Origin of the sequence: Streptomyces sp. HUAS MG91 (assembly GCF_040529335.1) — a bacterium.
GTDB lineage: Bacteria > Actinomycetota > Actinomycetes > Streptomycetales > Streptomycetaceae > Streptomyces > Streptomyces tabacisoli.
Map to the genome: position 1 here is coordinate 6350524 of NZ_CP159534.1, position 23096 is coordinate 6373619.

Consider the following 23096-nt stretch of genomic DNA (forward strand, 5'->3'; position numbering starts at 1 on the left):
CCTCGCGATGCGTGCGACCCGCCGGTGAATCACTCTGGGTGTGCCACTGCAACCCAGAGTGAGGAGACCGAATGAGTCGTCCCTTCGCGAGAGCGCTGACCGCGTCGCTGAGCGTGCTGACCGCCGCGGCGGTGCTGCCCGTGTCCTCGGCGGCGCCCGCGGCCGCCGACGGCGGGATCATCGGCGGCCGTCAGGTTCAGGTGTCCGACAGTCCGTGGACGGTAGCCGTCTCCAGCCGTGACCGGTTCGGGGGTACACGCGCGGGACAGTTCTGCGGGGGTGTGGTCGTCGCGCGGACCATGGTCCTCACCGCGGCGCACTGCATGAGCCGCAGTGTCCTCGGGGTGGCGCGCGGCGAGGTGCGCGATCTCAAGGTGATCGCCGGGCGCAGCGATCTGCGCGCCGACGAGGGCGCGGAGATCCCCGTCCGGGAGGCATGGGTCAACCCCGACTACGACGGCTCCACGAACTCGGGGGATGTGGCGGTCCTCACACTGGCCACACCGCTGCCTGAGGGATACGTCCTCCCGATGGCGGACGAGGGCGACCCCGCCTACGAGCCCGGCACGCGGGCCGAGGTCTACGGGTGGGGCGACACGACGGGCGCGGGCGACTACGCGCACACCCTGCGTGCGGCGCAGGTCCACGTGCTGCCGGACTCGGTCTGCCAGGAGGCGTACCCGGGCAACTCGGACGGCACGTATCTGCCCGCCTCGATGCTGTGCGCCGGTGAGGCGCGCGGCGGCAAGGATGCCTGTCAGGGGGACAGCGGCGGCCCGCTGGTCGCCCGTGGGGAGCTGATCGGTCTCGTGTCCTGGGGCAGCGGCTGCGGGCGCGCGGGAAGCCCCGGCGTCTACACGCGGGTCTCGGAAGTGCTGCGCGTGCTGCGGAAGCACTCCTGACGCGGCGTGCCGACATGAGGACGGGCGGCCACCCCGGGGTACGGGGATGGCCGCCCGATCACCGGCCTGGTGCCGGAGCTGGCTCGTCGTGGATGCGAGGCGTCAGCGTTCCTCGGTCTCGGGGCTTGCCGGAGCGGCGGTGAGTCGCTCCGTCTCGTCCTGTATCTCAGCGGCGATCTTCTTGAGTTCCGGCTCGAACTTGCGACCGTGGTGGGCGCAGAAGAGCAGTTCACCACCGCTGATGAGAACGACGCGCAGATATGCCTGGGCGCCGCAACGGTCACAGCGGTCAGCGGCCGTCAGCGGGCTCGCGGGGGTCAGAACAGTAGTCACGTCGCCTCTTCTCTAGCTCGACGAGCTGTCGTACCAGGGTCAACATCCAACCAGGCCGAAAACGTTCCCGCTCGCGGCTTTTCCTCGAAAAATTTCTCCGAGGCCGGCCAGGTGCTGCCGGGTGGCGGCGAATGTGCCGTATTGCGTCTCTTACGTGTCTTACGGGTTCGCGCGTTCTGTCAGGTCGGTCCTCCCCGGCCGGCTTGCCGGTTGTTCATGAGGACGTGCCCGGAGCCTAAATGGTTCATGCCTGGAAGGGAACGTGATGTGTGCTTCACTCCATCGAGGGATCGAACATGCATGCGACCTTGGATTAGTCTGGGCGGGAGGTGAGGGTGGCGTGACAACGGCTCTACCAGGCCTCGGTAGGCTCTGGGCGTCGACCGACGCCGGCCCCGTACCCACAAGGGCCCCATCTGAAATTCAGCGAGGAGCGAACCGCGTGACCGCCGAAACGTCCGTGCCGTCCACAGCGCTGCTGACCGGAGCAGACCGGGACGGTTCCAACTACACCGCGCGGCACCTCCTCGTCCTCGAGGGGCTCGAGGCCGTACGCAAGCGACCGGGCATGTACATCGGCTCGACCGACAGCCGCGGTCTCATGCACTGCCTCTGGGAGATCATCGACAACTCCGTCGACGAGGCTCTCGGTGGCTATTGCGACCACATCGAGGTGATCCTGCACGACGACGGTTCCGTCGAGGTGCGGGACAACGGCCGCGGCATCCCCGTGGACGTGGAGCCCAAGACCGGCCTCTCCGGGGTCGAGGTCGTCATGACCAAGCTCCACGCGGGCGGCAAGTTCGGCGGCGGCTCCTATGCGGCCTCCGGCGGTCTGCACGGCGTGGGCGCCTCGGTGGTGAACGCGCTGTCGGCGCGGCTCGACGTCGAGGTCGACCGCGGCGGGAGCACGCACGCCATCAGCTTCCGGCGCGGCGTCCCCGGCGCCTTCTCCAAGCCCGGCCCCGACGCGCCGTTCGACCCCGCCGCGCGGCTGAGCAAGACCAAGAGGGTCCCCAAGGCCCGCCAGGGCACCCGCATCCGGTACTGGGCGGACCGCCAGATCTTCCTGAAGGACGCCAAGCTCTCCCTGGAGAACCTGCACCAGCGCGCCCGCCAGACCGCCTTCCTGGTGCCGGGGCTCACCATCGTCGTACGGGACGAGTTCGGTCTCGGCGAGGGCGGCAGCAAGGGCGAGGAATCCTTCCGCTTCGACGGCGGCATCAGCGAGTTCTGCGAGTACCTGGCCCAGGACAAGGCCGTCTGCGACGTCCTCCGCCTGACCGGGTCGGGCACCTTCAAGGAGACCGTCCCCGTGCTCGACGAGCACGGCCAGATGACGCCGACCGAGGTCCAGCGCGATCTCGCCGTGGACGTCGCGCTGCGCTGGGGCACCGGCTACGACACGACCGTCAGGTCGTTCGTGAACATCATCGCCACCCCCAAGGGCGGCACCCACGTCACCGGCTTCGAGCGCTCGCTCACCAAGACGATGAACGAGGTGCTGCGCGCCCAGAAGCTGCTGCGCGTGGCCGAGGACGACATCGTCAAGGACGACGCCCTGGAGGGCCTGACGGCCGTCGTCACGGTGCGTCTCGCGGAGCCGCAGTTCGAGGGGCAGACCAAGGAGGTCCTCGGCACCTCGGCGGCGAACCGGATCGTCGCCAACGTGATCGCCAAGGAACTCAAGGCGTTCCTGACGTCCACCAAGCGCGACGCCAAGGCGCAGGCCCGTTCCGTCATGGAGAAGGCCGTCGCCGCGGCCCGGACGCGCATCGCGGCCCGCCAGCACAAGGACGCGCAGCGCCGCAAGACGGCCCTGGAGTCGTCGTCGCTGCCCGCGAAGCTCGCGGACTGCCGCAGCGACGACGTGGAGCGCAGCGAGCTGTTCATCGTCGAGGGCGACTCGGCGCTCGGCACCGCCAAGCTGGCACGGAACTCCGAGTTCCAGGCGCTGCTGCCGATCCGCGGCAAGATCCTCAACGTTCAGAAGTCGTCCGTCTCGGACATGCTGAAGAACGTCGAGTGCGGCGCGATCATCCAGGTCATAGGAGCCGGGTCGGGCCGGACCTTCGACATCGACGCGGCGCGCTACGGCAAGATCATCCTGCTCGTCGACGCCGACGTCGACGGCGCCCACATCCGCACGCTGCTGCTGACGCTGTTCCAGCGCTACATGCGGCCGATGATCGAGGCGGGCCGCGTCTTCGCCGCCGTGCCGCCGCTGCACCGCATCGAACTGGTCCAGCCGAAGAAGGGCCAGGACAAGTACGTCTACACGTACTCGGACCGCGAGCTGCGCGAGACCCTGCTCGAGTTCCAGCGCAAGGGCGTCCGGTACAAGGACTCCATCCAGCGCTACAAGGGCCTGGGCGAGATGGACGCCGACCAGCTGGCCGAGACCACGATGGACCCGCGCCACCGCACGCTGCGCCGGATCAACATCGGCGAGCTGGAGGCGGCGGAGCAGGTCTTCGATCTGCTGATGGGCAACGACGTGGCGCCGCGCAAGGAGTTCATCAGCAGCTCCGCCGCGACCCTCGACCGCTCGCGCATCGACGCCTGACAAGCGCGGTACCAGGGGGCGCGCCGTGTGGCGCGCCCCTTTCGCGTGCCCGGTGGCTCCACCCGTGGGTGGAGCCACCGGATCCACCCACGTTCCACCCCAGCTCCGATCTCCTGACCTGCACTCTTCCGTAGCGTCGACGGTGTTGAACCACTCCGTTCCGACCGCTCCACGGAGGCAGTCATGTCCGGACCGACCGAAGTTCTCGTGATCGTCGCCGTCGTCGCGCTCGTCCTCGTGCGTCAGTTCAGGACAGAGCGCCTGGCGAGGGACCGCAAGTGGTGGCTGCTGCCCCTGATCCTCGGATTCGTGGCCGTCAGGAACGGCTCTCTGACGGACCCGCGGCACACCGGGGCGTCGGCCGTCCTGCTCGCCCTCGAAGTGGTGGTCAGCATCGGTGTGGGGATCGGATGGGCGTTCACCACCCGGATCTGGTCCGATGAGCGGGGCGACCTGTGGACCAGGGGCACGGTGGCCACGGCCGGAACGTGGATCGGGGGCATCGCGGCCCGGGCGGCCGTCGTCGGGATCGGTCTGGTGATGGGCGTCCACCTCGGCAGCTCCTCGTTCCTGCTGGGAATCGCCCTCTCCCTCCTGGCCCGTTCCGGTGTCCTGATGTGGCGGGCCGGCCATGAGCGGATGGCATACGCGGGTGCTGTTCCGCAGCCGGTGGGGGAGGGCCGCGGGTGAATCCGGGCGGCCGGCTCTGGCGAAGGCATTGGCTGAAGCCATCCGGTCACGCGCATTAATAATCTGTTCGCCAAATTCGGCCTCAAGGGCCGTACGCAGAGGGCGTGTTACGCAAATCGGCACGGGCTTGCGAACCTTCCGGAAACTAACCGCATTTACCCATCACCTAATGGGGTGAACGACTTGTGAGCTGAGTCCAGGATCTTCCCGATCTGTCCATCCTTGGCAGGCGGCCGCAGTGGGCCGCGGACAAGGAGAGTTCGGTGGAGAAGCAAGACGGGTGCGAGACGGCGCAGCCCCGGGCCGGTGATCGCGGTGGCGTCAGCGATCCCTGGTACGACGCGCTGGCCTCGGGATGGGGCGATGTGGACGGCACGGGCGCGCCGGCGCCCGCCGTACCCGCCCAGCCCGTGCCGGGGCAGCGGAGTGCGGCGGGCATCTACCTGGAAGTCCAGCGCAGCGAGGCCTTTCAAGAAGTGCGCAGGCGCTATCGGAGGTTCGTCGTCCCCGCGTGCGCGGTCTTCTTCACCTGGTACGTGGCGTACGTGGTGGCCGCGACGACCGCGCCGGGCCTCATGGCCCAGCGGGTCACGGGCGCGGTGAACGTCGCGATGGTGGCGGGGCTCGGGCAGTTCGCCAGTACGTTCCTGCTGACGTGGCTGTACGTGCGTCACGCGCGGCTGCGCCGCGACCGGCCCGCGCTCGAACTGCGCTGGGACACGCAGGAGATGACACGCGGCATCGCGAGCTCCGCGAGCAAGAACAATTCGGCCCACGGCGAGGGTGGTCAGTGGTGACCGGGACGCATCAGACTCTGGCATTGGTGCTGTTCAGCGCCTTCGTGGCGGTGACGCTGGGGATCACGACCTGGGTGAGCCGCAACCGGCACGGATCGGCTGAGGAGTTCTACGCGGGCGGCCGACTCTTCTCCCCCATGGAGAACGGTTTTGCCATTGCCGGTGACTACATGTCGGCGGCTTCCTTCCTCGGCATCTCCGGAGTGATCGCGCTCTTCGGGTACGACGGGCTGCTCTACTCCGTGGGCTTCCTCGTGGCCTGGCTCGTGGTGCTCTTCCTGGTGGCCGAACTGGTCCGCAACTGCGGGCGGTTCACTCTCGCCGACGTCGTCGCGGCACGGATGCGGGAGCGTCCGGTGCGCATCGCGGCGGGAACTTCCTCGGTCACCGTTTCCGTTCTCTATCTGGTGGCGCAGATGGTGGGTGCGGGCAGCCTCGTCGCGCTGCTGCTCGGCGGGAAGAGCGGGGGTGCGCAGGCCTGGACCGTCGTCGGCGTCGGCGCGCTCATGGTGATCTATGTGTCGATGGGAGGGATGCGGGCCACCACCTGGATCCAGATCGTGAAGGCTGTGCTGCTCATGGGCGGCACGATCGCCCTGACGGTGCTCGTCCTGGCGCGGTTCCACGGGGACTTCGACCAGTTGCTGCGTGCCGCCGCCGCGCGCAGCGGGCACGGTTCCGACTTCCTCGTGCCCGGTCTGAAGTACGGCGGAAGCTGGACCGCGCGCTTCGACTTCATCAGCCTGGGCCTCGCGCTGGTGCTCGGTACGGCGGGCCTTCCGCACATCCTGTCGCGCTTCTACACGGTGCCGACGGCGCGGGCCGCACGCCGTTCCGTCGTCTGGTCCATCGGCCTCATCGGCAGCTTCTACCTGATGACGATCGTGCTCGGATTCGGCGCGGCCGCCATCGTGGGCTCCAACGCGGTGCGGGAGTCGAACGCGGCGGGCAACACGGCGGTCCCGCTGCTCGCCCTCGACCTCGGCGGCGGTGCCGACTCCACGGGCGGCACCGTGCTGTTCGCGGTCGTCGCGGCGGTCGCCTTCGCCACGATCCTCGCCGTCGTCGCCGGGATCACGCTGGCCTCCTCCGCGTCCGTCGCGCACGACCTGTACGCCTCCCTGCGGCGCCGTGACCGGACGGGCAAGCCGGTGGGCAAGGAGCGCAGCGAGGTCGCGGTGGCACGGGTCGCCGCGGCCGGCATCGGTGTGCTCGCGATCGCGCTCGGACTGCTCGCACGCGACCTGAACGTGGCGTTCCTGGTCGGTCTCGCCTTCGCCGTGGCCGCGTCGGCCAACCTGCCGGTGCTGCTGTACTCGCTGTTCTGGCGGAACTTCACGACGCGCGGCGCGGTGTGGTCGGTGTACGGCGGCCTGGTGCCCGCGCTGCTGCTGGTCGTGCTGTCACCGGTGGTCTCGGGCAGCCCGACCTCCCTCTTCCCGGGTGTCGACTTCCAGTACTTCCCGCTGGAGAACCCCGGGCTTGTCTCCATCCCGCTGGGCTTCCTCGCGGGCTGGATGGGCACCGTGACCTCGCACGAGCCGCCGGACGACGGCAAGCACGCGGAGACCGAGGTGCGGGCGCTCACCGGCGCGGGCGCCGTGTGAGCCCACGGCCCCGACGGACCGCACCAGCCGCAGGCGGGCCGTCGGGGCCGTTCTCGGGGCGAGCCGTGGGGCCGGGTCAGGCGCCGGATCCCCGGCGCGGGTCCGCCCAGACGTAGAGATGCTCCGGGCGGCCCGCGTCACCGTATTTCAGCGTCAGTTTCGCGCTGCCGGTGCGTTCCAGCAGCTTCAGGTAGCGCTGGGCGGTCTGCCGGCTCAGGCCCGTCAGATCGGCGATCTCCTGCGCGGACAGGGCCCGTTCGGCGTCGACCAGCGTCCTGCGGACCAGCTCCGCCGTGCTCGGCGAGTGCCCCTTGGGCAGCGCGGGCTGCGCCCCGGTCGCCGAGAGAGCGCCGAAGATCCGGTCCACCTGGGCCTGTTCGGCCTCGCCGCCGCCCGCGAAGGTGTGCCGCAGCGCCGCGTACGCCTCCAGCTTGGCGCGCAGACCGGCGAACGCGAACGGCTTGACCAGATACTGCAGCGCGCCCTGGCGCATCGCCGCCTGCACCGTGGCCACGTCACGGGCCGCGGTCACCATGATCACGTCGGTCTGATGGCCGAGCCGCCGCATCTCGCGCACCAGGTCGAGCCCCGTCGCGTCGGGCAGATAGTGGTCCAGGAGCACCAGATCGAGCCCGGGGCTCGCCTCCACCAGCCGCAACGCGTCGGCCGCGTTGTGCGCCTCACCGGCGACCCGGAATCCCGCGACCTTCGCCACGTACGCGGCATTGACCCGCGCCACCCGGGCGTCGTCGTCGACGACCAGGACATCGATCGGTCCGTCGTTCATCGCGACTCCTCCGTCGTCGGGGCGCCCGTGCCGTCCTGCCCGGCACCGGAGGCCGGTTCGGTGAGGGCGTCGGGCAGCACGACCGTGAACAGCGCGCCGCCGCCCTCGGCCTCCGTGACCGTGGCTCGGCCGCCCTGCCGCTCCGCGAGCCGGCGCACCAGGGCCAGGCCGATGCCGCGCTTGCCGTGCGCGGGCGGCTTCTTCGTGGACCAGCCCTCGGTGAAGATCACCTCTCGCTGGTCCCGGGGAATTCCGGGCCCGGTGTCGCGCACGCGCACGACGGCCGTCGTCCCTTCCGCACGCAAGGCCACCTCCACGCGCGCGTGCGGGGTGCCCGCGACGGCGTCCAGCGCGTTGTCGACCAGATTGCCCACCGCGGTCACCAGCCCGCGCGGATCGATCAGCCGGTCGGGCAGCAGTGTGCGGTCGGACAGCCACAGGGCCACGCCCCGCTCGGCCGCCACGGCGGCCTTGCCGACGAGCAGCGCGGCCAGCAGCGGATCGTGGATCTTCTCGGTGACCTGCTCCGAGGTCGCCCGGTGATCACCGACCACCTCGCCCACGAACTCCACGGCGTCCTCGTACATCTCCAGCTCCAGCAGCCCCAGCAGGGTGTGCATGCGGTTGGCGTGCTCGTGGTCCTGGGCGCGCAGGGCGTCGATCAGGCCGCGCGTGGAGTCGAGTTCGCGGCCGAGCTGCTCCAGTTCGGTCCGGTCGCGCAGGGTGGCGACAGCGCCCCCGTCGTGCGTGGGCATCCGGTTGGCGACGAGGACGCGCTGGCCGCGCACGGTCAGCAGATCGGTGCCGGCGACCCGGCCGCCGAGCACGTCGGTCGTCCGCCCGGGGCCGAGCGCGGTGTCCAGCGGCTGTCCGATCGACGCCGCGTCGAGGCCGAGCAGCCGCTGCGCCTCGTCGTTCAGTAGCCGTATGCGGCCGCCGCGGTCCAGGGCGACGACGCCCTCCCGGATGCCGTGCAGCATCGCCTCGCGCTCGGCCAGCAGCGCGGAGATGTCCGAGAAGGCCAGGTCGCGCGTCTGCCGCTGGACGCGGCGGGAGATCAGGTACGCGGCGAGCGCGCCGACGGCCAGGGCCCCGCCCGCGTAGGCGAACAGGCCGGGGACCGCGTGGACGAGGCGGGCCCGGACGCTGTCGTACTCGATCCCGACCGACACCGCGCCCACGATGGCGCCGTCACGGCCCCTCAGGGGCACTTTGCCGCGCGCGGAGCGGCCCAGGGTCCCGTCGTCGATCTGCATCACGTCGTGGCCCTCCAGCGCCTCGCTGGGGTCCGTCGAGACGACCTTGCCGATCTGGCCGGTGTCGGTGTGCGACCAGCGCACGCCCTGTTTGTTCATGATCACGACGTACTCGGCGCCGCTGGCCCGCCGGATCCGCTCCGCCGCGGCCTGCACCGGCCCGCCGACCGTGGGCCGTGTGGACCGCAGGTCGTCGGCGATCCGCGGCTGGGCCGCGGTGGTCTGCGCGATGGCCAGCGCCCGCCGCATCGCCTGGTCGTCCAACTGGTCGCTCAGGGGCGCCAGGAACAGCCCGGTGGCGAGCACGGCGACACCGGCCGCGATCGCCAGCTGCATGACCAGCACCTGCGCGAACATGCGCCGGGGCAGGCCGAGACGCAGGCGGCGTGCGGGGGGAGTCGTGCTCATGAGGACGAACGGTACGGGCCCTCGCGTCCGCGTCGAACACCTTGTGGCGCGGATCTCGTACGGGGCCGGGACCGATCCCGTACGAAGCCGGGGCCGACACCGTGCGCGGCCGGGACCGATCCCGTACGAGGCCTGGACTTTGTCAGCCGAGGGGCGCGGGAATCTCGCGGACCGTCACGACATCCATGCGGGCCGGTGATCCGAGAGCGGCGCCGCAGCTCTCGGGGCGCGGCGGCGCGGACGTCCCCTGAGCCACCGTGACCTGCCACCGGCGCCCGTCGACGTGTGCGAGCGCCACCTCCCAGCACGGGGAGTCGCCCTCGACGGCCTGGGTGCGTACGACGGTCAGGGCGTCGGCGGCGTCCTCACGCGTGGCGCGGCGCACCGCGAGCTCCGCCGCCTGACCCGGGCGGTCCCAGGCGGAGCTGCCGCGGCACCCCTCGGTGACGACGCGCCCCGCGCGAACGGCCTCCAGGATCTCCTTCACCTCCGCGGCGGTGACCCTTCCGTAGGCGTACCCGTACGGCAGCACCAGGAGGGTGGGGGAGAAGCGGTGGCCTCCGAGGTGGGTGACCTCCCAGACGCCCTCCTCACCGGAGAGCGCCAGTTCGGCGGCGAGCGGGCGGCCCAGGACGGCGCAGCAGCGGTCGCGCTTCCCGTTCGTGCAGACGAGCGCGAGCGGAGCGCCTTCGTGGGGTGTGCCGAAGCCGCCGTGGATCCCCGCTCCCAGAGCCGCGAAATCGAGCGTGAGCAACTCGTCGGGGGACGTGATCGTGGCACTGCGCAGCCAGGCGTCACCGGGAGCGGTGTGGGCGATGTAGACCTGTCGCCGGGACTGGCCGTGGCGGTCCGCGTGCCGGCCGGGGCGGCGCACGAGTGCGACGCGGACGCCGGTGCCGTCGGCGGCCGCCTCCAGGGCGCGGCCCACCTCGGGGTCCAGATGGCTGGAGGTCAGGGCCTTGGCGCCCCAGGGACCCGGCTGCTCGATCAGCAGCCAGGTCCGGGCGGTGGCCGCGGTTCCCGCGAGAGGCTCGTCGAGATCCCGCGACGCGGTCGTGCACGTACTCACACAGGGCAGCCTAATCGGCCCTGCCGATCACTCCTGCCCTGGTGGTGCGGGGAGCGGCTGCGGCGGACGCGCACCTACGTAGTGGCCCGTGGGCCGCATCCTGAGCGGCCGTTCCCCGTACTCCTCCAGGGCGTGGGCGATCCAGCCCGCCGTGCGCGCGACGGCGAACAGGGTCTCGCCCGCCTCGGCCGGCATTCCGAAGGACGCCGTGAACACGGCGAGCGCGAGGTCCACGTTGGCGTGCAGGTCGGTGTGGCGGGCCGTCGTCGCCACCACGTCACGGGCGGCGGCCAGCGCGGGCCGCGCCTCGGGCAGCTCCTCCAGTGCCGCGAACAGCGCCTGCGCGCGCGGGTCCTCGCCCTGGTAGAGGCGGTGCCCGAGCCCGGGGACGCGGCGCCCGGCGCGCAGCTCGTCGGAGACCACCGGACCGGCGCCGCCGCGGTCCAGGACGTCCAGGAGCATCCGGTGGGCCAGGCCGCTCGCCGCGCCGTGCAGCGGGCCCTCCAGGACCCCCAGACCGGCGGAGACGGCCGCGTACGCGTGCGCGCGGGCCGACGCCGCGACACGGACGGCGAGCGTCGAGGCGGCCAGGTCGTGGTCGGCGAGCAGCGCGAGGGCCATGTCGAGCGTGCGCAGTGACGCCTCGTCGGGCAGCTTGTGGGACAACCGGCCCCACAGCCGCCGCGCGATCGGTTCCCCGTCCGCGTAGGTGGAACGCACCAGGGGCAGGGCCGTCGCGAGCGTTGGGATGAGGGAGCGCGCGGCGCCGAGGACGGACTCCTCGGACAGGTCGTAGCGCAGTGGGTCGGCGGTGGCGGCGGCGACGGCCGCGACCCGCAACCGGTCCACGGGGCTGGTGAGTTCGGGCAGCGCGGCGACCGCGCGCCGGGCCGCCTCGCGCGACTCCCGCGGCGCGGTGAACCGGGCACCGGGGCGCAGGGTCCCGGTCCACAGCCACTCCGCGACCTCCTCGTAGGAGTGGCGCTGGGCGAGCTCCACGGCGTCGACCCCCCGGAAGAAGTACCTGTCCGCGTCGATGAGGGTCAGACGGGTGCGCACCGTCAGTTCGTTCGCCGCCGAACCCGTCGTGCTCTCCCGCTTGTTGCGGCGGGCCAGGGCCTCGACCTCGGCGGCGTCGAAGGTGCTGCCGCGCCTGCCCTCGCTCCGGCGGCTCGTGAGCTGCCCCCGGCTCACGTACGCGTACACGGTCTCGGGCTTCACGCCGAGCAGCTCGGCGGTCTCCCTGGTGCTCAGCCGACGAGCCTGACGGGTGGCCGGCGATCCCGGTTCCTGATCCCTCATGTGCGTCACCGTATCCGGATAGCCATAGGTTGATTGAATCAATATTGACAGAGATCGAGTCAAGCATGGACAGTCGAATCAAGTAAAGGGAGGAAACATGCCGATCAACGGGACCACGGCCACCCCTGTCGTCGACGTACCGCGCGGGCTCGCCGGTGTTGTCGTCACCGACACCGCGCTCGGGGACGTCAGGGGACGCGAGGGCTTCTACCACTACCGCCAGTACTCCGCCGTCGAGCTCGCGCAGAGCCGCAGCTTCGAGGACGTCTGGCACCTGATGATCCACGGCGAACTGCCCGACGCCGAGCGATCCGCCGCCTTCGCCCGGGAGACCGCGGCGCTGCGCCCGCTTCCCGGCGAGGTGCGCGCGGCACTGCCCGCCATCGCCGCGGCCGGCTCCCTCTCCGGGCCGCTCGCCGGGCTCCGTACGGCTCTGTCGCTCTTCGGCGCCTCCCGCGGCTTCCGGCCCGTCTACGACATCGATGCCGACCGGCGCCGCGAGGACACCCTTGCCGCGGCCGCCGTGGTCCCCACGATGCTCACCGCGCTGCACCGGCTCGGCGAAGGGCTCGAACCGGTGGAGCCGCGCGCGGACCTCTCCTACGCGGCCAACTACCTGTACATGCTGACGGGTTCGGAGCCGGACCCCGCGCACGCGCGGGCCGTGGAGCAGTACCTCATCTCCACCATTGATCACGGTTTCAATGCGTCAACCTTCACGGCACGCGTCATCACGTCGACCGGCGCGGATGTCGCCGCCTGTCTGGTCGGCGCGGTCGGAGCGCTGTCCGGGCCGCTGCACGGCGGCGCGCCGAGCCGTGCGCTCGACACCTTGGCCGCGATCGGCACCCCGGACCGCATCGACCCCTGGATCCGCGAGCGGGTCCTGGCCGGCGACCGGATCATGGGCTTCGGGCACCCCGTCTACCGCACGGAGGACCCGCGCTCGCGGATGCTGCGCGGGATCGCGGAGGGGTTCGGCGGACCGCTGGTGGAATTCGCGGTCGAGGTCGAACGCCATGTCGAGGCGATCCTCGCCGAGCTGAAGCCGGGCCGCGAACTGCACACGAACGTGGAGTTCTACGCGGGCGTGGTCATGGAGCTGTGCGGTCTGCCCCGGACCATGTTCACGCCGACGTTCGCGGCGGCGCGGGTCGTCGGCTGGAGCGCCAACATCCTCGAGCAGGCTCAGGACTCGAAGATCATCCGGCCCGCGGCGCGCTATGTGGGCGTGGAGCCGCCGGTGGCGGTGCCGGTCGTCTCATGACGGGTGCGGTCGAGGCCGGGCGACGGTGGTTGCCGGACCTCGACCGTGCAGGAGCTACGCGGTCCCGATCAGGGAGTGGGCCCGTCCGGAGGACGGTCTGTGCTGGAGTCCAGGTCGTCCGGCACTGCGCTGGTGTCGCTGCCGGACGGTAGGGGTGGAGCGTCATCGCCCCTGGTGGGGCGCTTGTCGGGGAACGGCGAACAGGCGAGGGCCGGGCCGCCCCGATGGCCGGATGACCGGCATCAGGCCTCGGGGATGTCCGCCTTGGCCCGCACGAGGGTGTCGCGGGTGATGACCACGATCCGCTCGTAGTCGGCCCGCGCGGCATCGGTGGGCAACTCGGCGTCGAGTGCCTCGGTCGCGTCCGTGCCGATGACCGCGAAGTTGCCGTCCGCGAGCTCGAAGATGTCGGGGCAGGTCTGGCCGGAGGCGCTTCCGCGTTGACGGGGAGACGCACCGATACGGCGCACGATTTTCAAGAGGATCCCGGTCCTTGGGGCTGGGTGGGTTAGGAGCGGGCACAGATTAGCCGCTCGGGAACCCTCTCGAAGCGTGTTGGATACGCCAACTGGGTTTAATCGCAAGGAGGTTCGCCAACCACCCACCACTCATCCGTTTCAGCCTCCTCCAGATCCTGGAGCAGTTGTTCGACCATGCGGCCGAGTTCGGCCTCGGCGGAGGTCCCCTCGAGACTGGCGCGATGATGCTGGGTGGCCGCCAGATAGGACCGGACGATCGGGTTCTGGCAGATCACCCGGAGATGGCCGTAGAGCTCGCGCCGGTTCATGGCGCCGATGCGGTGGAAGTAGAGGGCGTTCGTGTAGAGCGCGTTGGCGAACAGGTACTGGCGCTGCTGCTCGGGAGGGACCGGTTCCTCGTACGTGTCGAGGACGGCGGCCAGTGCCGGATCGTCCATGGCCTTGCAGAGCAGATCGAAGTGGAGCCGGTGCTGTTCGGTGAGGGCGGCGTTCCGCCGTCTGCGCGTCACCAGCGAGGTCAGGGACCCCGCCGCCGTCCCGGCACCGGCCGCCAGCGCGGCGGCCAGTGCCCGTGCTCCGTAACTCTTAGTGGCCATGTCAACCCCCGGTTCAGGCGACCGCGAGCCGGTCGTCGGTGCGGGTCGACAAGACAGGGACCGGCGAGCGGTGGGCGGTGCGCTTGCCGCCTCCCAGGATGCCGAGCGGCTCTGATCGGCAGGGGGGCGGAGAGGAGGCGCACGGAGGGAAGCTCGGGTCGCACACACCGGCGCCATGTCCTGACATCTTCCCGGCGATCGGCGTGAGCAATCGTTCACCGGGCGACCTTTCCCGCGCTCGTATCCTGGGGCTCCGGTTGTCCTTCGTACGAGATCCGGCCACCGGGCCGGTGGTGTTCCGTCAGTGAGAGAGGTCGCACGTTGAGCAAGGCGAACCCGCCGCAGATCCCGGTCGTCGTCCTGGCGGGCTTCCTCGGCTCGGGGAAGACCACGGTCCTGAACCATCTGCTCCACCACAGCGCCGGTACCCGGATCGGCGCGATCGTCAACGACTTCGGGGCGATCGAGATCGACGCGATGGCCGTCGCCGGACAACTCGGCGACTCGACGGTGTCGCTCGGCAACGGATGTCTGTGCTGCGCCGTGGACGCCAGTGAACTTGACGTCTATCTGGACAAGTTGACCCGCCCCGTCAATGACGTGCACGCCATTGACGTCATCGTGATCGAGGCCAGCGGGATCGCGGAACCGCAGGAACTGGTGCGCATGGTGCTCGCCAGTGAGAACCCGCGGATCGTCTACGGCGGTCTGGTCGAGGTCGTCGACGCCGCCGAGTTCGACGCGACCCGCGAGAAGCACCCCGAGGTGACCCGCCACCTGGGCCTCGCGGATCTCGTCGTCGTGAACAAGGGCGACCGCGTGGACGAGGCGGAGCGGGAGCGGGTGCTCGGCGCGGTGCGGGCGGCGGCGGAGAGCGCGGCCGTCGTCAGCGCGTCGTACGGGCGTGTCGACCCGGAGATGCTCTTCGACTGCCGGCCGGGCGAGGAACGCATCGGGCAGCTGTCGTTCGACGACCTGCACCGCCACGACACCCCCGAGCCGGCACATTTGCACGACGCCTACGAGAGCGTCGACTTCACCGCCGAGGTGCCCATGGACCCACGCCGGCTGATGGCCTTCCTGGACAGCCGGTCCGAGGGGCTCTACCGCATCAAGGGGTACGTCGACTTCGGCGCTGCCGATCCGCGCAACCGGTACGCCGTGCACGCCGTCGGGCGTTTCCTGCGCTTCTACCCGGAGCCGTGGCCGGGCGACGGCTCGCCGCGGCTGACCCAGCTCGTCCTCATCGGCGCGGGTGTCGACACGGAGGCGCTCGACCGCGAACTCGCCGCCTGTACGAGCGACGCCCCGCACACTGCCGACGAGCACAGCATGTGGGGCGTTCTCCGCTACGTACAGGACACGGAAACAGAGGGCTTCTAGACGGGCCCCGCCACCGAGGCCACCGTCTTCGCCAGCGAGACGCCCGAGCCGTCGCGGCGCGGGTCCATCTCGGGCAGCTCCGCCGGAGTGCCGTTCTTCTGCGCCGCGCGCGCGGGCGCCGGGCCGGCCCAGGCCAGGCTCAGGCAGTCCTCGCCCTTCAGGAACCGCTGGCAGCGCACACCGCCCGTGGCGCGGCCCTTCCTCGGGTACTGGTCGAACGGCGTCAGCTTCGCCGTCGTCTGCACCGAGTCGTCGAGCGTGCCGCGCGAACCGGCCACCGTGAACACCACCGCGTCGACCGCGGGATCGACCGCGGTGAACGAGATGACCTTCGCGCCGGTCGCCAGCTTCACCCCGGCCATGCCGCCCGCGGGACGTCCCTGCGGGCGCACGATGGACGCCTGGAAGCGCAGCAACTGCGCGTCGTCCGTGACGAAGACCAGATCCTCCTCGCCCGTCCGCAGCTCGATCGCGCCCACGATCCGGTCACCGTCCTTGAGGCTGATGACCTCCAGCTCCTCCTTGTTGGCCGGATAGTCCGGCACGACGCGCTTGACCACACCCTGCTCGGTGCCGATGGCCAGACCCGGTGACGACTCGTCGAGCGTCATCAGGCAGACGACCTTCTCGTCGGCCTCCAGGGAGGACAGGAACTCGGAGATCGGCGCGCCACCGGACAGGTTCGGCACGGAGGCCGTGTCCGGGAGCTGCGGCAGATCGATCACGTTCAGCCGCAGCAGGCGGCCCTCGGAGGTGACCGCGCCGATCTCGCCGCGGGCCGTGGCCGGCACCGCGGAGACGATCAGATCGTGCTTGACGCGCTTGGCGTCCTCGTCCTCGGCGAACGCCCCGCCGTTCGCCGTACGGGCCAGCAGGCCGGTCGAGGAGAGCAGCACGCGGCACGGGTCGTCGGCCACCTGCAGCGACACCGAGGCGACCGGGGTGCCCGCCGACTCCAGGAGCACCGTGCGCCGGTCGGAACCGAACTTCTTCGCCACCGCGGCCAGTTCGGTGGAGACCAGCTTGCGCAGCTCGGCGTCCGAGTCGAGGATCCCGGTCAGCTCGTCGATCTCGCCGTTGAGCTTGTCGCGCTCCGCGTCCAGCTCGATGCGGTCGAACTTGGTGAGCCTGCGCAGCGGCGTGTCCAGGATGTACTGCGTCTGGATCTCGCTCAGCGAGAACCGCTCGATGAGGCGCTCCTTGGCCTCCGCGCTGTTCTCACTGGAGCGGATGATGCGGATGACCTCGTCGATGTCGACCAGGGCGACGAGCAGGCCCTCCACCAGGTGCAGCCGGTCCTGCTTCTTGCTGCGGCGGAACTCGCTGCGGCGGCGCACCACGGTGAAACGGTGGTCCAGGTAGACCTCGAGGAGTTCCTTGAGGCCGAGGGTGAGCGGCTGACCGTCGACCAGCGCCACATTGTTGATGCCGAAGGACTCCTCCATCGGCGTCAGCTTGTAGAGCTGCTCCAGGACGGCCTCCGGCACGAAGCCGTTCTTGATCTCGATGACCAGGCGCAGGCCGTGCTCGCGGTCGGTGAGGTCCTTGACGTCGGCGATGCCCTGGAGCTTCTTCGCCCCGACCAGTTCCTTGATCTTCGTGATGACCTTCTCGGGGCCGACCGCGAAGGGCAGTTCCGTGACGACGAGGCCCTTGCGGCGCGCCGTCACGGTCTCCACCGCGACCGTCGCGCGGATCTTGAAGGTGCCGCGCCCCGACTCGTAGGCGTCCTTGATGCCGGACAGGCCCACGATCCGGCCGCCGGTCGGCAGGTCGGGCCCGGGCACGAACTTCATGAGCGTCTCGAGGTCCGCTCCCGGGTGCTTGATCAAGTGCCGCGCGGCGGCGATCACTTCGCCCAGGTTGTGCGGCGGCATGTTCGTCGCCATGCCGACCGCGATGCCCGACGCGCCGTTCACCAGCAGGTTCGGGTAGGCCGCCGGGAGGACCAGGGGCTCCTGCTCCTGGCCGTCGTAGTTCGGCGCGAAGTCGACCGTGTTCTCGTCGATCGAGTCCGTCATCAGGGCCGCGGCGGCGTTCGGGCGGCACTCGGTGTACCTCATGGCGGCCGGACGGTCGTCGTTGCCCAGCGAGCCGAAGTTGCCGTGTCCGTCGACGAGGGGGACGCGCATGGAGAACGGCTGGGCCAGACGCACCAGCGCGTCGTAGATCGACGCGTCGCCATGGGGGTGCAACTTACCCATGACCTCGCCGACCACGCGGGCGCACTTCACATAGCCGCGCTCGGGGCGCAGCCCCATCTCGTTCATCTGGTAGACGATGCGGCGGTGGACGGGCTTCATCCCGTCGCGTGCGTCGGGCAGGGCGCGGGAGTAGATGACCGAGTACGCGTACTCCAGGTAGGAGCCCTGCATTTCGTCGACCACGTCGATGTCGAGGATCCTCTCCTCGAAGGCAGCGTCGTCATCGGGTCGCGGGGTCTTCGTGCTGCGGCGGGCCATCGCTGCTGCGGCTCCTTCACCAACATGAACGGGTACATGAAACGGGAACTGTTGCGGACCATTGTGGACCGCGCCACTGACAACGCTGCTCGCGACCCGTCCGTACCGCGCGGTTCGGGGCGCTCGCGGGGGCCGTGTGTGCGCTCACGGCGTAGCCCGGGCGGGAACTTCGCCAGGGGTCAGCACGCTTGCATACAGTGGCAGGACTGGCAGCACTTCTGCACTTTCCGCGATCGAAGGGACGTACATGCCCATGGGTCACACGGCCACCGCCGAGGCCGGTTCCGGCGGCCTGACAGCGACCGAGCACCGGCTGGCCAACGGCCTGCGCGTGGTGCTCTCCGAGGATCACCTGACCCCGGTCGCGGCGGTCTGCCTCTGGTACGACGTCGGCTCGCGCCACGAGGTCAAGGGCCGTACCGGTCTGGCTCACCTTTTCGAGCACCTGATGTTCCAGGGCTCGAAGCAGGTGTCGGGCAACGGCCACTTCGAGCTGGTCCAGGGCGCGGGCGGTTCGCTCAACGGCACGACGAGCTTCGAGCGCACGAACTACTTCGAGACCATGCCCGCCCACCAGCTGGAGCTGGCGCTCTGGCTGGAGGCCGACCGCATGGGCTCGCTCCTGACGGCCCTGGACGACGAGTCGATGGAGAACCAGCGCGACGTCGTCAAGAACGAGCGCCGGCAGCGCTACGACAACGTCCCGTACGGCACCGCCTTCGAGAAGCTGACTGCCCTCATGTACCCCGAGGGCCACCCGTACCACCACACGCCCATCGGCTCCATGGCCGACCTGGACGCCGCCACCCTGGAGGACGCGCGGAACTTCTTCCGCACCTACTACGCGCCCAACAACGCGGTGCTCTCCGTGGTGGGCGACATCGATCCCGAGCAGACGCTCGCCTGGATCGACAAGTACTTCGGCTCCATCCCCGCCCACGACGGCAAGCCCGCCCCGCGCGACGGCGGCCTGCCGGACGTCATCGGCGAGCAGCTGCGCGAGGTCGTCGAGGAGGAGGTGCCGGCCCGCGCCCTGATGGCCGCCTACCGCCTCCCCGCGGACGGCACGCGCGCGTGCGACGCCGCCGACCTCGCCCTGACCGTGCTCGGCGGCGGCGAGTCCTCGCGCCTGTACAACCGCCTCGTGCGCCGCGACCGCACCGCGGTCGCCGCCGGCTTCGGCCTGCTGCGGCTCGCCGGCGCGCCCTCCCTCGGCTGGCTGGACGTGAAGACGTCCGGGGACGTCGAGGTGCCCGTCATCGAGGCGGCCGTCGACGAGGAGCTGGCCCGGTTCGCCGAGGAGGGCCCGAGCCCGGAGGAGATGGAGCGCGCGCAGGCCCAGTTGGAGCGCGAGTGGCTGGACCGGCTCGGCACCGTCGCGGGCCGCGCCGACGAACTGTGCCGCTACGCGGTGCTGTTCGGCGACCCGCAGCTCGCCCTCACCGCCGTGGGGCGGGTCCTGGACGTGACCGCCGAGGAGGTCCAGGAGATCGCCAAGGCGCGCCTGCGGCCCGACAACCGCGCGGTCCTGGTGTACGAGCCCACGGCTCCCGCCGAGGCCGACGACGAGACCGCAGCGAACGACGAGGAGGCGGGCCAGTGACCGAGCAGCTCGCGAGCATGGACTTCCACCCGCAGCCGCAGCCCGGCGCGGCCAGGCCGTGGGCGTTCCCCGCCCCGCAGCGCGGCGCGCTCGACAACGGCCTCACCGTCCTGCACTGCCACCGCCCCGGCCAGCAGGTCGTCGCCGTGGAGGTCAATCTGGAGGCGCCCCTGGAGGCCGAGCCCCAGGGCCTCGACGGCGTCGCCACGATCATGGCGCGGGCCTTCAACGAGGGCACCGACAAGCACTCCGCCGAGGAGTTCGCGGCCGAGCTGGAGCGGGCCGGTGCCACCATGGACGCGCACGCCGACCACCCCGGCGTCCGGGTCTCCCTCGAAGTGCCGGTCTCCCGGCTCCCCAAGGGGCTCGCCCTGCTGGCCGACGCCCTGCGGGCGCCCGCCTTCGCCGACAGCGAGATCGAGCGCCTGGTCGCCAACCGGCTCGACGAGATCCCGCACGAGAGCGCCAGCCCGGCCCGGCGCGCCGCCAAGGAGCTCTCCAGGCAGCTCTTCCCGGCCGAGGCGCGCATGTCGCGTCCCCGCCAGGGCAGCGAGGAGACCGTCGCCGCCATCGACGCGGCGGCCGTGCGCGCCTTCTACGAGAAGCACGTACGCCCCGCCACCGCCACCGCCGTGGTGGTGGGCGACCTCACCGGCGTCGACCTGGACGGCCTGCTCGCCGACACGCTCGGCGCCTGGACCGGGAACACCGCGCAGGCCCGCCCCGTGCCGCCCGTCACGGCCGACGACACCGGCCGCGTCGTCATCGTGGACCGCCCGGGCGCCGTGCAGACGCAGCTCCTCATCGGCCGCATCGGACCCGACAAGCACGACCGCGTGTGGGCCGCGCAGATCCTCGGCACGTACTGCCTGGGCGGCACCCTCACGTCGCGCCTCGACCGGGTCCTGCGCGAGGAGAAGGGCTACACCTACGGGGTGCGGTCCTTCGCGCAGGTGCTGCGCTCCGCGCCGGACGGGACGGGCGCCGCGATGCTCGCCATCAGCGGTTCCGTGGACACTCCGAACACCGGCCCCGCGCTCGACGACCTGTGGAAGGTGCTGCGCACACTGGCCGCGGAGGGCCTCACGGACGCCGAGCGGGACACGGCCGTGCAGAACCTGGTGGGGGTGGCCCCGCTCAAGTTCGAGACCGCCGCGAACGTCGCGGGCACCCTCGCCGACCAGGTCGAGCAGCACCTGCCCGACGACTTCCAGGCCCGCCTGTACCGCCAACTCGCCGACACGGGCACCGTGGAGGCCACGGCGGCGGTCGTGAACGCCTTCCCGGCGGACCGCCTGGTGACCATCCTCGTGGGTGACGCCGCTCAGATCGAGGAGCCGGTCAAGGCGCTCGGCATCGGCGAGGTGTCCGTGGTCGCCGGCTGAGCGGCACGCTCCCGAGCAACCGGCCCCGGAGCCCCGGTGACCCGCGAGGGCACCGGGGCTCGGTCATGTCCGTGATGTCGCTCACGTGCGCAAACGCGATCATCATGCTTCGCATATGTCCGAAATCGTGCGGAGGTTGCCTGTCTGCCCTGTGGCATGCGCGACAAAAGCCGGGATCCGTTTGTTGATTAAAAGATGTCCCGCTTAGCGTCGGTCCGGCTGTCCGCCGCACCAGTGCCGCGCCCGCGTCACCGGGCAGTCATCGCCGAGTCCCCCATGGCGCGAGCCAGGGGAGCCGGGGACCCACCGCAGTCCCTGGGGTGAATCGGGCTCCTCCCGCAAGGAGCGCCCGTAGGAGACCTTCCTGCTCCGAACCCGTCAGCTAACCCGGTAGGCGAGAGGGAAGGAAAGGATCAGCCTCCACATGGCGTTCACCCGTGCCACCGGGAAGCACCGTCGTCCGAGCCGTATCACCCGTACCACCGCACAGGTCGCGAGTGTCGCCGCGCTCACCACGACCGGTGTCGTCGGTGGCCTCGCCGCCCCCGCGCTCGCCGCGGACACCGCGGCCCCGGAACAGAACAACTTGTCGCAGGCCCTCTCCATCGGCGACTCCCTCGCCGACCGGATCGACGCCCAGGCCGCGGCCCAGAAGAAGGCCGCCGACGCGGCCGCCGCGAAGAAGAAGGCGGAGGCCGAGGCCAAGAAGCGGGCCGAGGAGGCCAAGCGCAAGGCCGAGGAGAAGGCCAAGAAGGAGCGCGAGGCCAAGGAGCGCGCCGCCCGCGAGGCCGAGCGCAAGCGCCTCAACTCCTTCGTGGCGCCCGTCTCCGGCTCGTACGTCTCCACCGCCTACAAGGCCAGCAGCGGCCTGTGGTCCTCCGGCAGCCACACGGGCATCGACTTCCACGCGGCCACCGGCACCGCGGTGCACGCGGTCGGCTCCGGCACCGTCGTCGAGGCCGGCTGGGGCGGCGCCTACGGCAACAACATCGTCATCAAGATGAACGACGGCACGTACACCCAGTACGGTCACCTGTCGTCCATCGGGGTCTCCGTCGGCCAGTCGGTCACCCCGGGTCAGCAGATAGCCCTCTCCGGTGCCACCGGCAACGCGACGGGCCCGCACCTCCACTTCGAGGCCCGCACCGGCCCCGACTACGGCTCGGACATCGACCCCGTCGCGTACCTGCGCTCGCACGGCGTGAACGTCTGACGCACCTCCGCGGTACCGCCCGAAAGCCCCGGCTCACCGAGCCGGGGCTTTCGCGTCGCCTGTCCTGAGCAGCCCGCCGGTGTCCAAAAAATATCCCTGGATTCCGGCCCGCCGTCGGAAATTCAAGCGCGGTGGAATAGAGTCATCGGGCAAGCGCGCTGACTCGATGTCAATCGCGCTTGTACGGGCGTCAATCGACCGCGTTTCGCGGGGATTAAGGCGGAGGTCGGGTCATGCGCATTCCCGCGCACTCGGTATGCACGGCGATCCGCGACGACATCGTCGCGGGTGTCTACGAGCGCGGCGGCAGACTCACCGAGGAACTGCTCGCGCGGCGCTACGGCGTCTCGCGCGTCCCGGTCCGTGAGGCGCTGCGCACCCTGGAAGCGGAAGGGTTCGTCGTCACGCGGCGGCACGCGGGCGCGTGCGTCGCCGAGCCCACCGAGCAGGAGGCCGCCGACCTCCTGGAGATTCGCATGCTGCTCGAACCGCTGGGCGCGGCCCGTGCGGCCCAGCGCCGCACCGAGGCCCACCTCAAGGTGCTGCGCGGCCTGGTCAGGCTGGGTCAGGAGCGCTCCAGGCGAGGGCAGAACGAGGACCTGCGCTCGCTGGGCGGCTGGTTCCACGAGACGCTCGCCCAGGCCTCCGGCAGTCCCGGTCTGATCACCCTGCTCACCCAGCTGCGGCACAAGATCGCCTGGATGTACGCGGTCGAGACGCCGGGCCGGCCGGCCGAGTCCTGGTCCGAGCACGGCGCCATCGTCGACGCCGTGGCCCGCGGCGACGCCGAGCGGGCCCGCGCCCTGACGGCCCAGCACACCGAGCGCGCGACAGCGGCCCACCGACTGCGCGTCCCGCGCGCGGGCGAGCGTGTGAGGACTTCGCAACATCCCGTAAACACGGCGGGGCTCCAGTATTAACAGGGAAGCCGTATACAAAGAAGTGCGCTATTCGCGGAATGGGCTGCGGCCTGTTTTCCGCTGCCCTTTTT

General features: G+C 70.8%; 19 protein-coding genes and 1 riboswitch. Of the genes, 11 read left to right on the forward strand and 8 right to left on the reverse strand.

Features of this window, described 5'->3' with window-relative positions; genetic code table 11:
* Positions 1–71 precede the first annotated feature (71 nt).
* Positions 72–902, forward strand: a complete 831-nt coding sequence (locus ABII15_RS28865; protein ID WP_353945179.1) for a serine protease — start codon at positions 72–74, stop codon at positions 900–902.
* Between the two features lie 102 nt (positions 903–1004).
* On the opposite strand, the gene ABII15_RS28870 is transcribed toward ABII15_RS28865, so the two are convergent.
* Positions 1005–1235, reverse strand: a complete 231-nt coding sequence (locus ABII15_RS28870; protein WP_353945180.1) for a hypothetical protein — start codon at positions 1233–1235, stop codon at positions 1005–1007.
* 442 nt (positions 1236–1677) lie between these two features.
* On the opposite strand from ABII15_RS28870, the gene ABII15_RS28875 reads away from it, so the two are divergent.
* The 4 genes from ABII15_RS28875 (at position 1678) to ABII15_RS28890 (ending at position 6895) form a co-directional block, all read left to right on the forward strand.
* On the forward strand, positions 1678–3801 hold the full coding sequence (locus ABII15_RS28875; RefSeq protein WP_353945181.1) for a DNA topoisomerase IV subunit B: 2124 nt from the start codon (positions 1678–1680) through the stop codon (positions 3799–3801).
* A 183-nt stretch (positions 3802–3984) separates the two neighbouring features.
* Positions 3985–4491 carry a DUF1453 domain-containing protein gene (locus ABII15_RS28880; RefSeq protein WP_353945182.1) on the forward strand — a complete coding sequence of 169 codons (507 nt, stop codon included), beginning with the start codon at positions 3985–3987 and terminating at the stop codon, positions 4489–4491.
* A 263-nt stretch (positions 4492–4754) separates the two neighbouring features.
* Positions 4755–5288, forward strand: coding sequence for a DUF485 domain-containing protein (locus tag ABII15_RS28885; protein ID WP_353945183.1), 534 nt, complete (start codon positions 4755–4757; stop codon positions 5286–5288).
* Positions 5285–6895, forward strand: coding sequence for a cation acetate symporter (locus ABII15_RS28890; protein WP_353945184.1), 1611 nt, complete (start codon positions 5285–5287; stop codon positions 6893–6895). Before ABII15_RS28885 ends, ABII15_RS28890 begins: the two co-directional genes overlap by 4 nt.
* Positions 6896–6971: 76 nt before the next feature.
* Here ABII15_RS28890 and ABII15_RS28895 read toward each other — a convergent pair whose 3' ends face one another.
* The 4 genes from ABII15_RS28895 to ABII15_RS28910 all read right to left on the reverse strand — a co-directional run bounded on the left by ABII15_RS28895 (position 6972) and on the right by ABII15_RS28910 (position 11717).
* Complete coding sequence (locus ABII15_RS28895; RefSeq protein WP_353945185.1) at positions 6972–7682, reverse strand: response regulator; 711 nt, start codon at positions 7680–7682, stop codon at positions 6972–6974.
* Positions 7679–9346: a sensor histidine kinase gene (locus ABII15_RS28900; protein ID WP_353945186.1), complete on the reverse strand. Its 1668-nt coding sequence runs from the start codon at positions 9344–9346 to the stop codon at positions 7679–7681. Before ABII15_RS28900 ends, ABII15_RS28895 begins: the two co-directional genes overlap by 4 nt.
* Positions 9347–9488: 142 nt before the next feature.
* Positions 9489–10415, reverse strand: coding sequence for a sucrase/ferredoxin-like family protein (locus ABII15_RS28905; RefSeq protein WP_353945187.1), 927 nt, complete (start codon positions 10413–10415; stop codon positions 9489–9491).
* Between the two features lie 27 nt (positions 10416–10442).
* A complete protein-coding gene (locus tag ABII15_RS28910) occupies positions 10443–11717 on the reverse strand; it encodes a citrate synthase (RefSeq protein ID WP_353945188.1) in 1275 nt (424 codons plus the stop codon).
* 97 nt (positions 11718–11814) lie between these two features.
* Here ABII15_RS28910 and ABII15_RS28915 point away from each other — a divergent pair, with 97 nt between their 5' ends.
* Positions 11815–12984 (forward strand): citrate synthase/methylcitrate synthase, encoded by a 1170-nt coding sequence (locus ABII15_RS28915; protein WP_353945189.1) that lies wholly within the window; start codon positions 11815–11817, stop codon positions 12982–12984.
* 242 nt (positions 12985–13226) lie between these two features.
* Here ABII15_RS28915 and ABII15_RS28920 read toward each other — a convergent pair whose 3' ends face one another.
* Both ABII15_RS28920 and ABII15_RS28925 read right to left on the reverse strand, forming a co-directional pair.
* A complete protein-coding gene (locus ABII15_RS28920) occupies positions 13227–13463 on the reverse strand; it encodes a hypothetical protein (RefSeq protein ID WP_353945190.1) in 237 nt (78 codons plus the stop codon).
* Between the two features lie 95 nt (positions 13464–13558).
* A complete protein-coding gene (locus ABII15_RS28925) occupies positions 13559–14059 on the reverse strand; it encodes a DUF6082 family protein (protein ID WP_353945191.1) in 501 nt (166 codons plus the stop codon).
* Between the two features lie 321 nt (positions 14060–14380).
* Between ABII15_RS28925 and ABII15_RS28930 the strand changes: the two genes are divergently transcribed.
* Positions 14381–15442 (forward strand): GTP-binding protein, encoded by a 1062-nt coding sequence (locus tag ABII15_RS28930; protein ID WP_353945192.1) that lies wholly within the window; start codon positions 14381–14383, stop codon positions 15440–15442.
* Here ABII15_RS28930 and ABII15_RS28935 read toward each other — a convergent pair.
* On the reverse strand, positions 15439–17904 hold the full coding sequence (locus ABII15_RS28935) for a DNA topoisomerase IV subunit A (RefSeq protein WP_353945193.1): 2466 nt from the start codon (positions 17902–17904) through the stop codon (positions 15439–15441). The two genes, ABII15_RS28930 and ABII15_RS28935, sit on opposite strands and share 4 nt — an antisense overlap.
* 253 nt (positions 17905–18157) lie before the next feature.
* Here ABII15_RS28935 and ABII15_RS28940 point away from each other — a divergent pair, with 253 nt between their 5' ends.
* From ABII15_RS28940 to ABII15_RS28955, 4 genes are all read left to right on the forward strand, one after another.
* Positions 18158–19507, forward strand: coding sequence for a pitrilysin family protein (locus tag ABII15_RS28940; protein WP_353945194.1), 1350 nt, complete (start codon positions 18158–18160; stop codon positions 19505–19507).
* Positions 19508–19524: 17 nt separating this feature from the next.
* Complete coding sequence (locus ABII15_RS28945; protein ID WP_353947238.1) at positions 19525–20892, forward strand: pitrilysin family protein; 1368 nt, start codon at positions 19525–19527, stop codon at positions 20890–20892.
* A gap of 253 nt (positions 20893–21145) precedes the next feature.
* Positions 21146–21304, forward strand: a riboswitch (cyclic di-AMP (ydaO/yuaA leader).
* Positions 21305–21316: 12 nt separating this feature from the next.
* Entirely contained in the window at positions 21317–22105 is a 789-nt protein-coding gene (locus tag ABII15_RS28950; RefSeq protein WP_353945195.1) for a M23 family metallopeptidase, read from the forward strand.
* A 233-nt stretch (positions 22106–22338) separates the two neighbouring features.
* Positions 22339–23025, forward strand: a complete 687-nt coding sequence (locus ABII15_RS28955; RefSeq protein WP_353945196.1) for a GntR family transcriptional regulator — start codon at positions 22339–22341, stop codon at positions 23023–23025.
* The last annotated feature ends 71 nt before the right edge of the window (positions 23026–23096 follow it).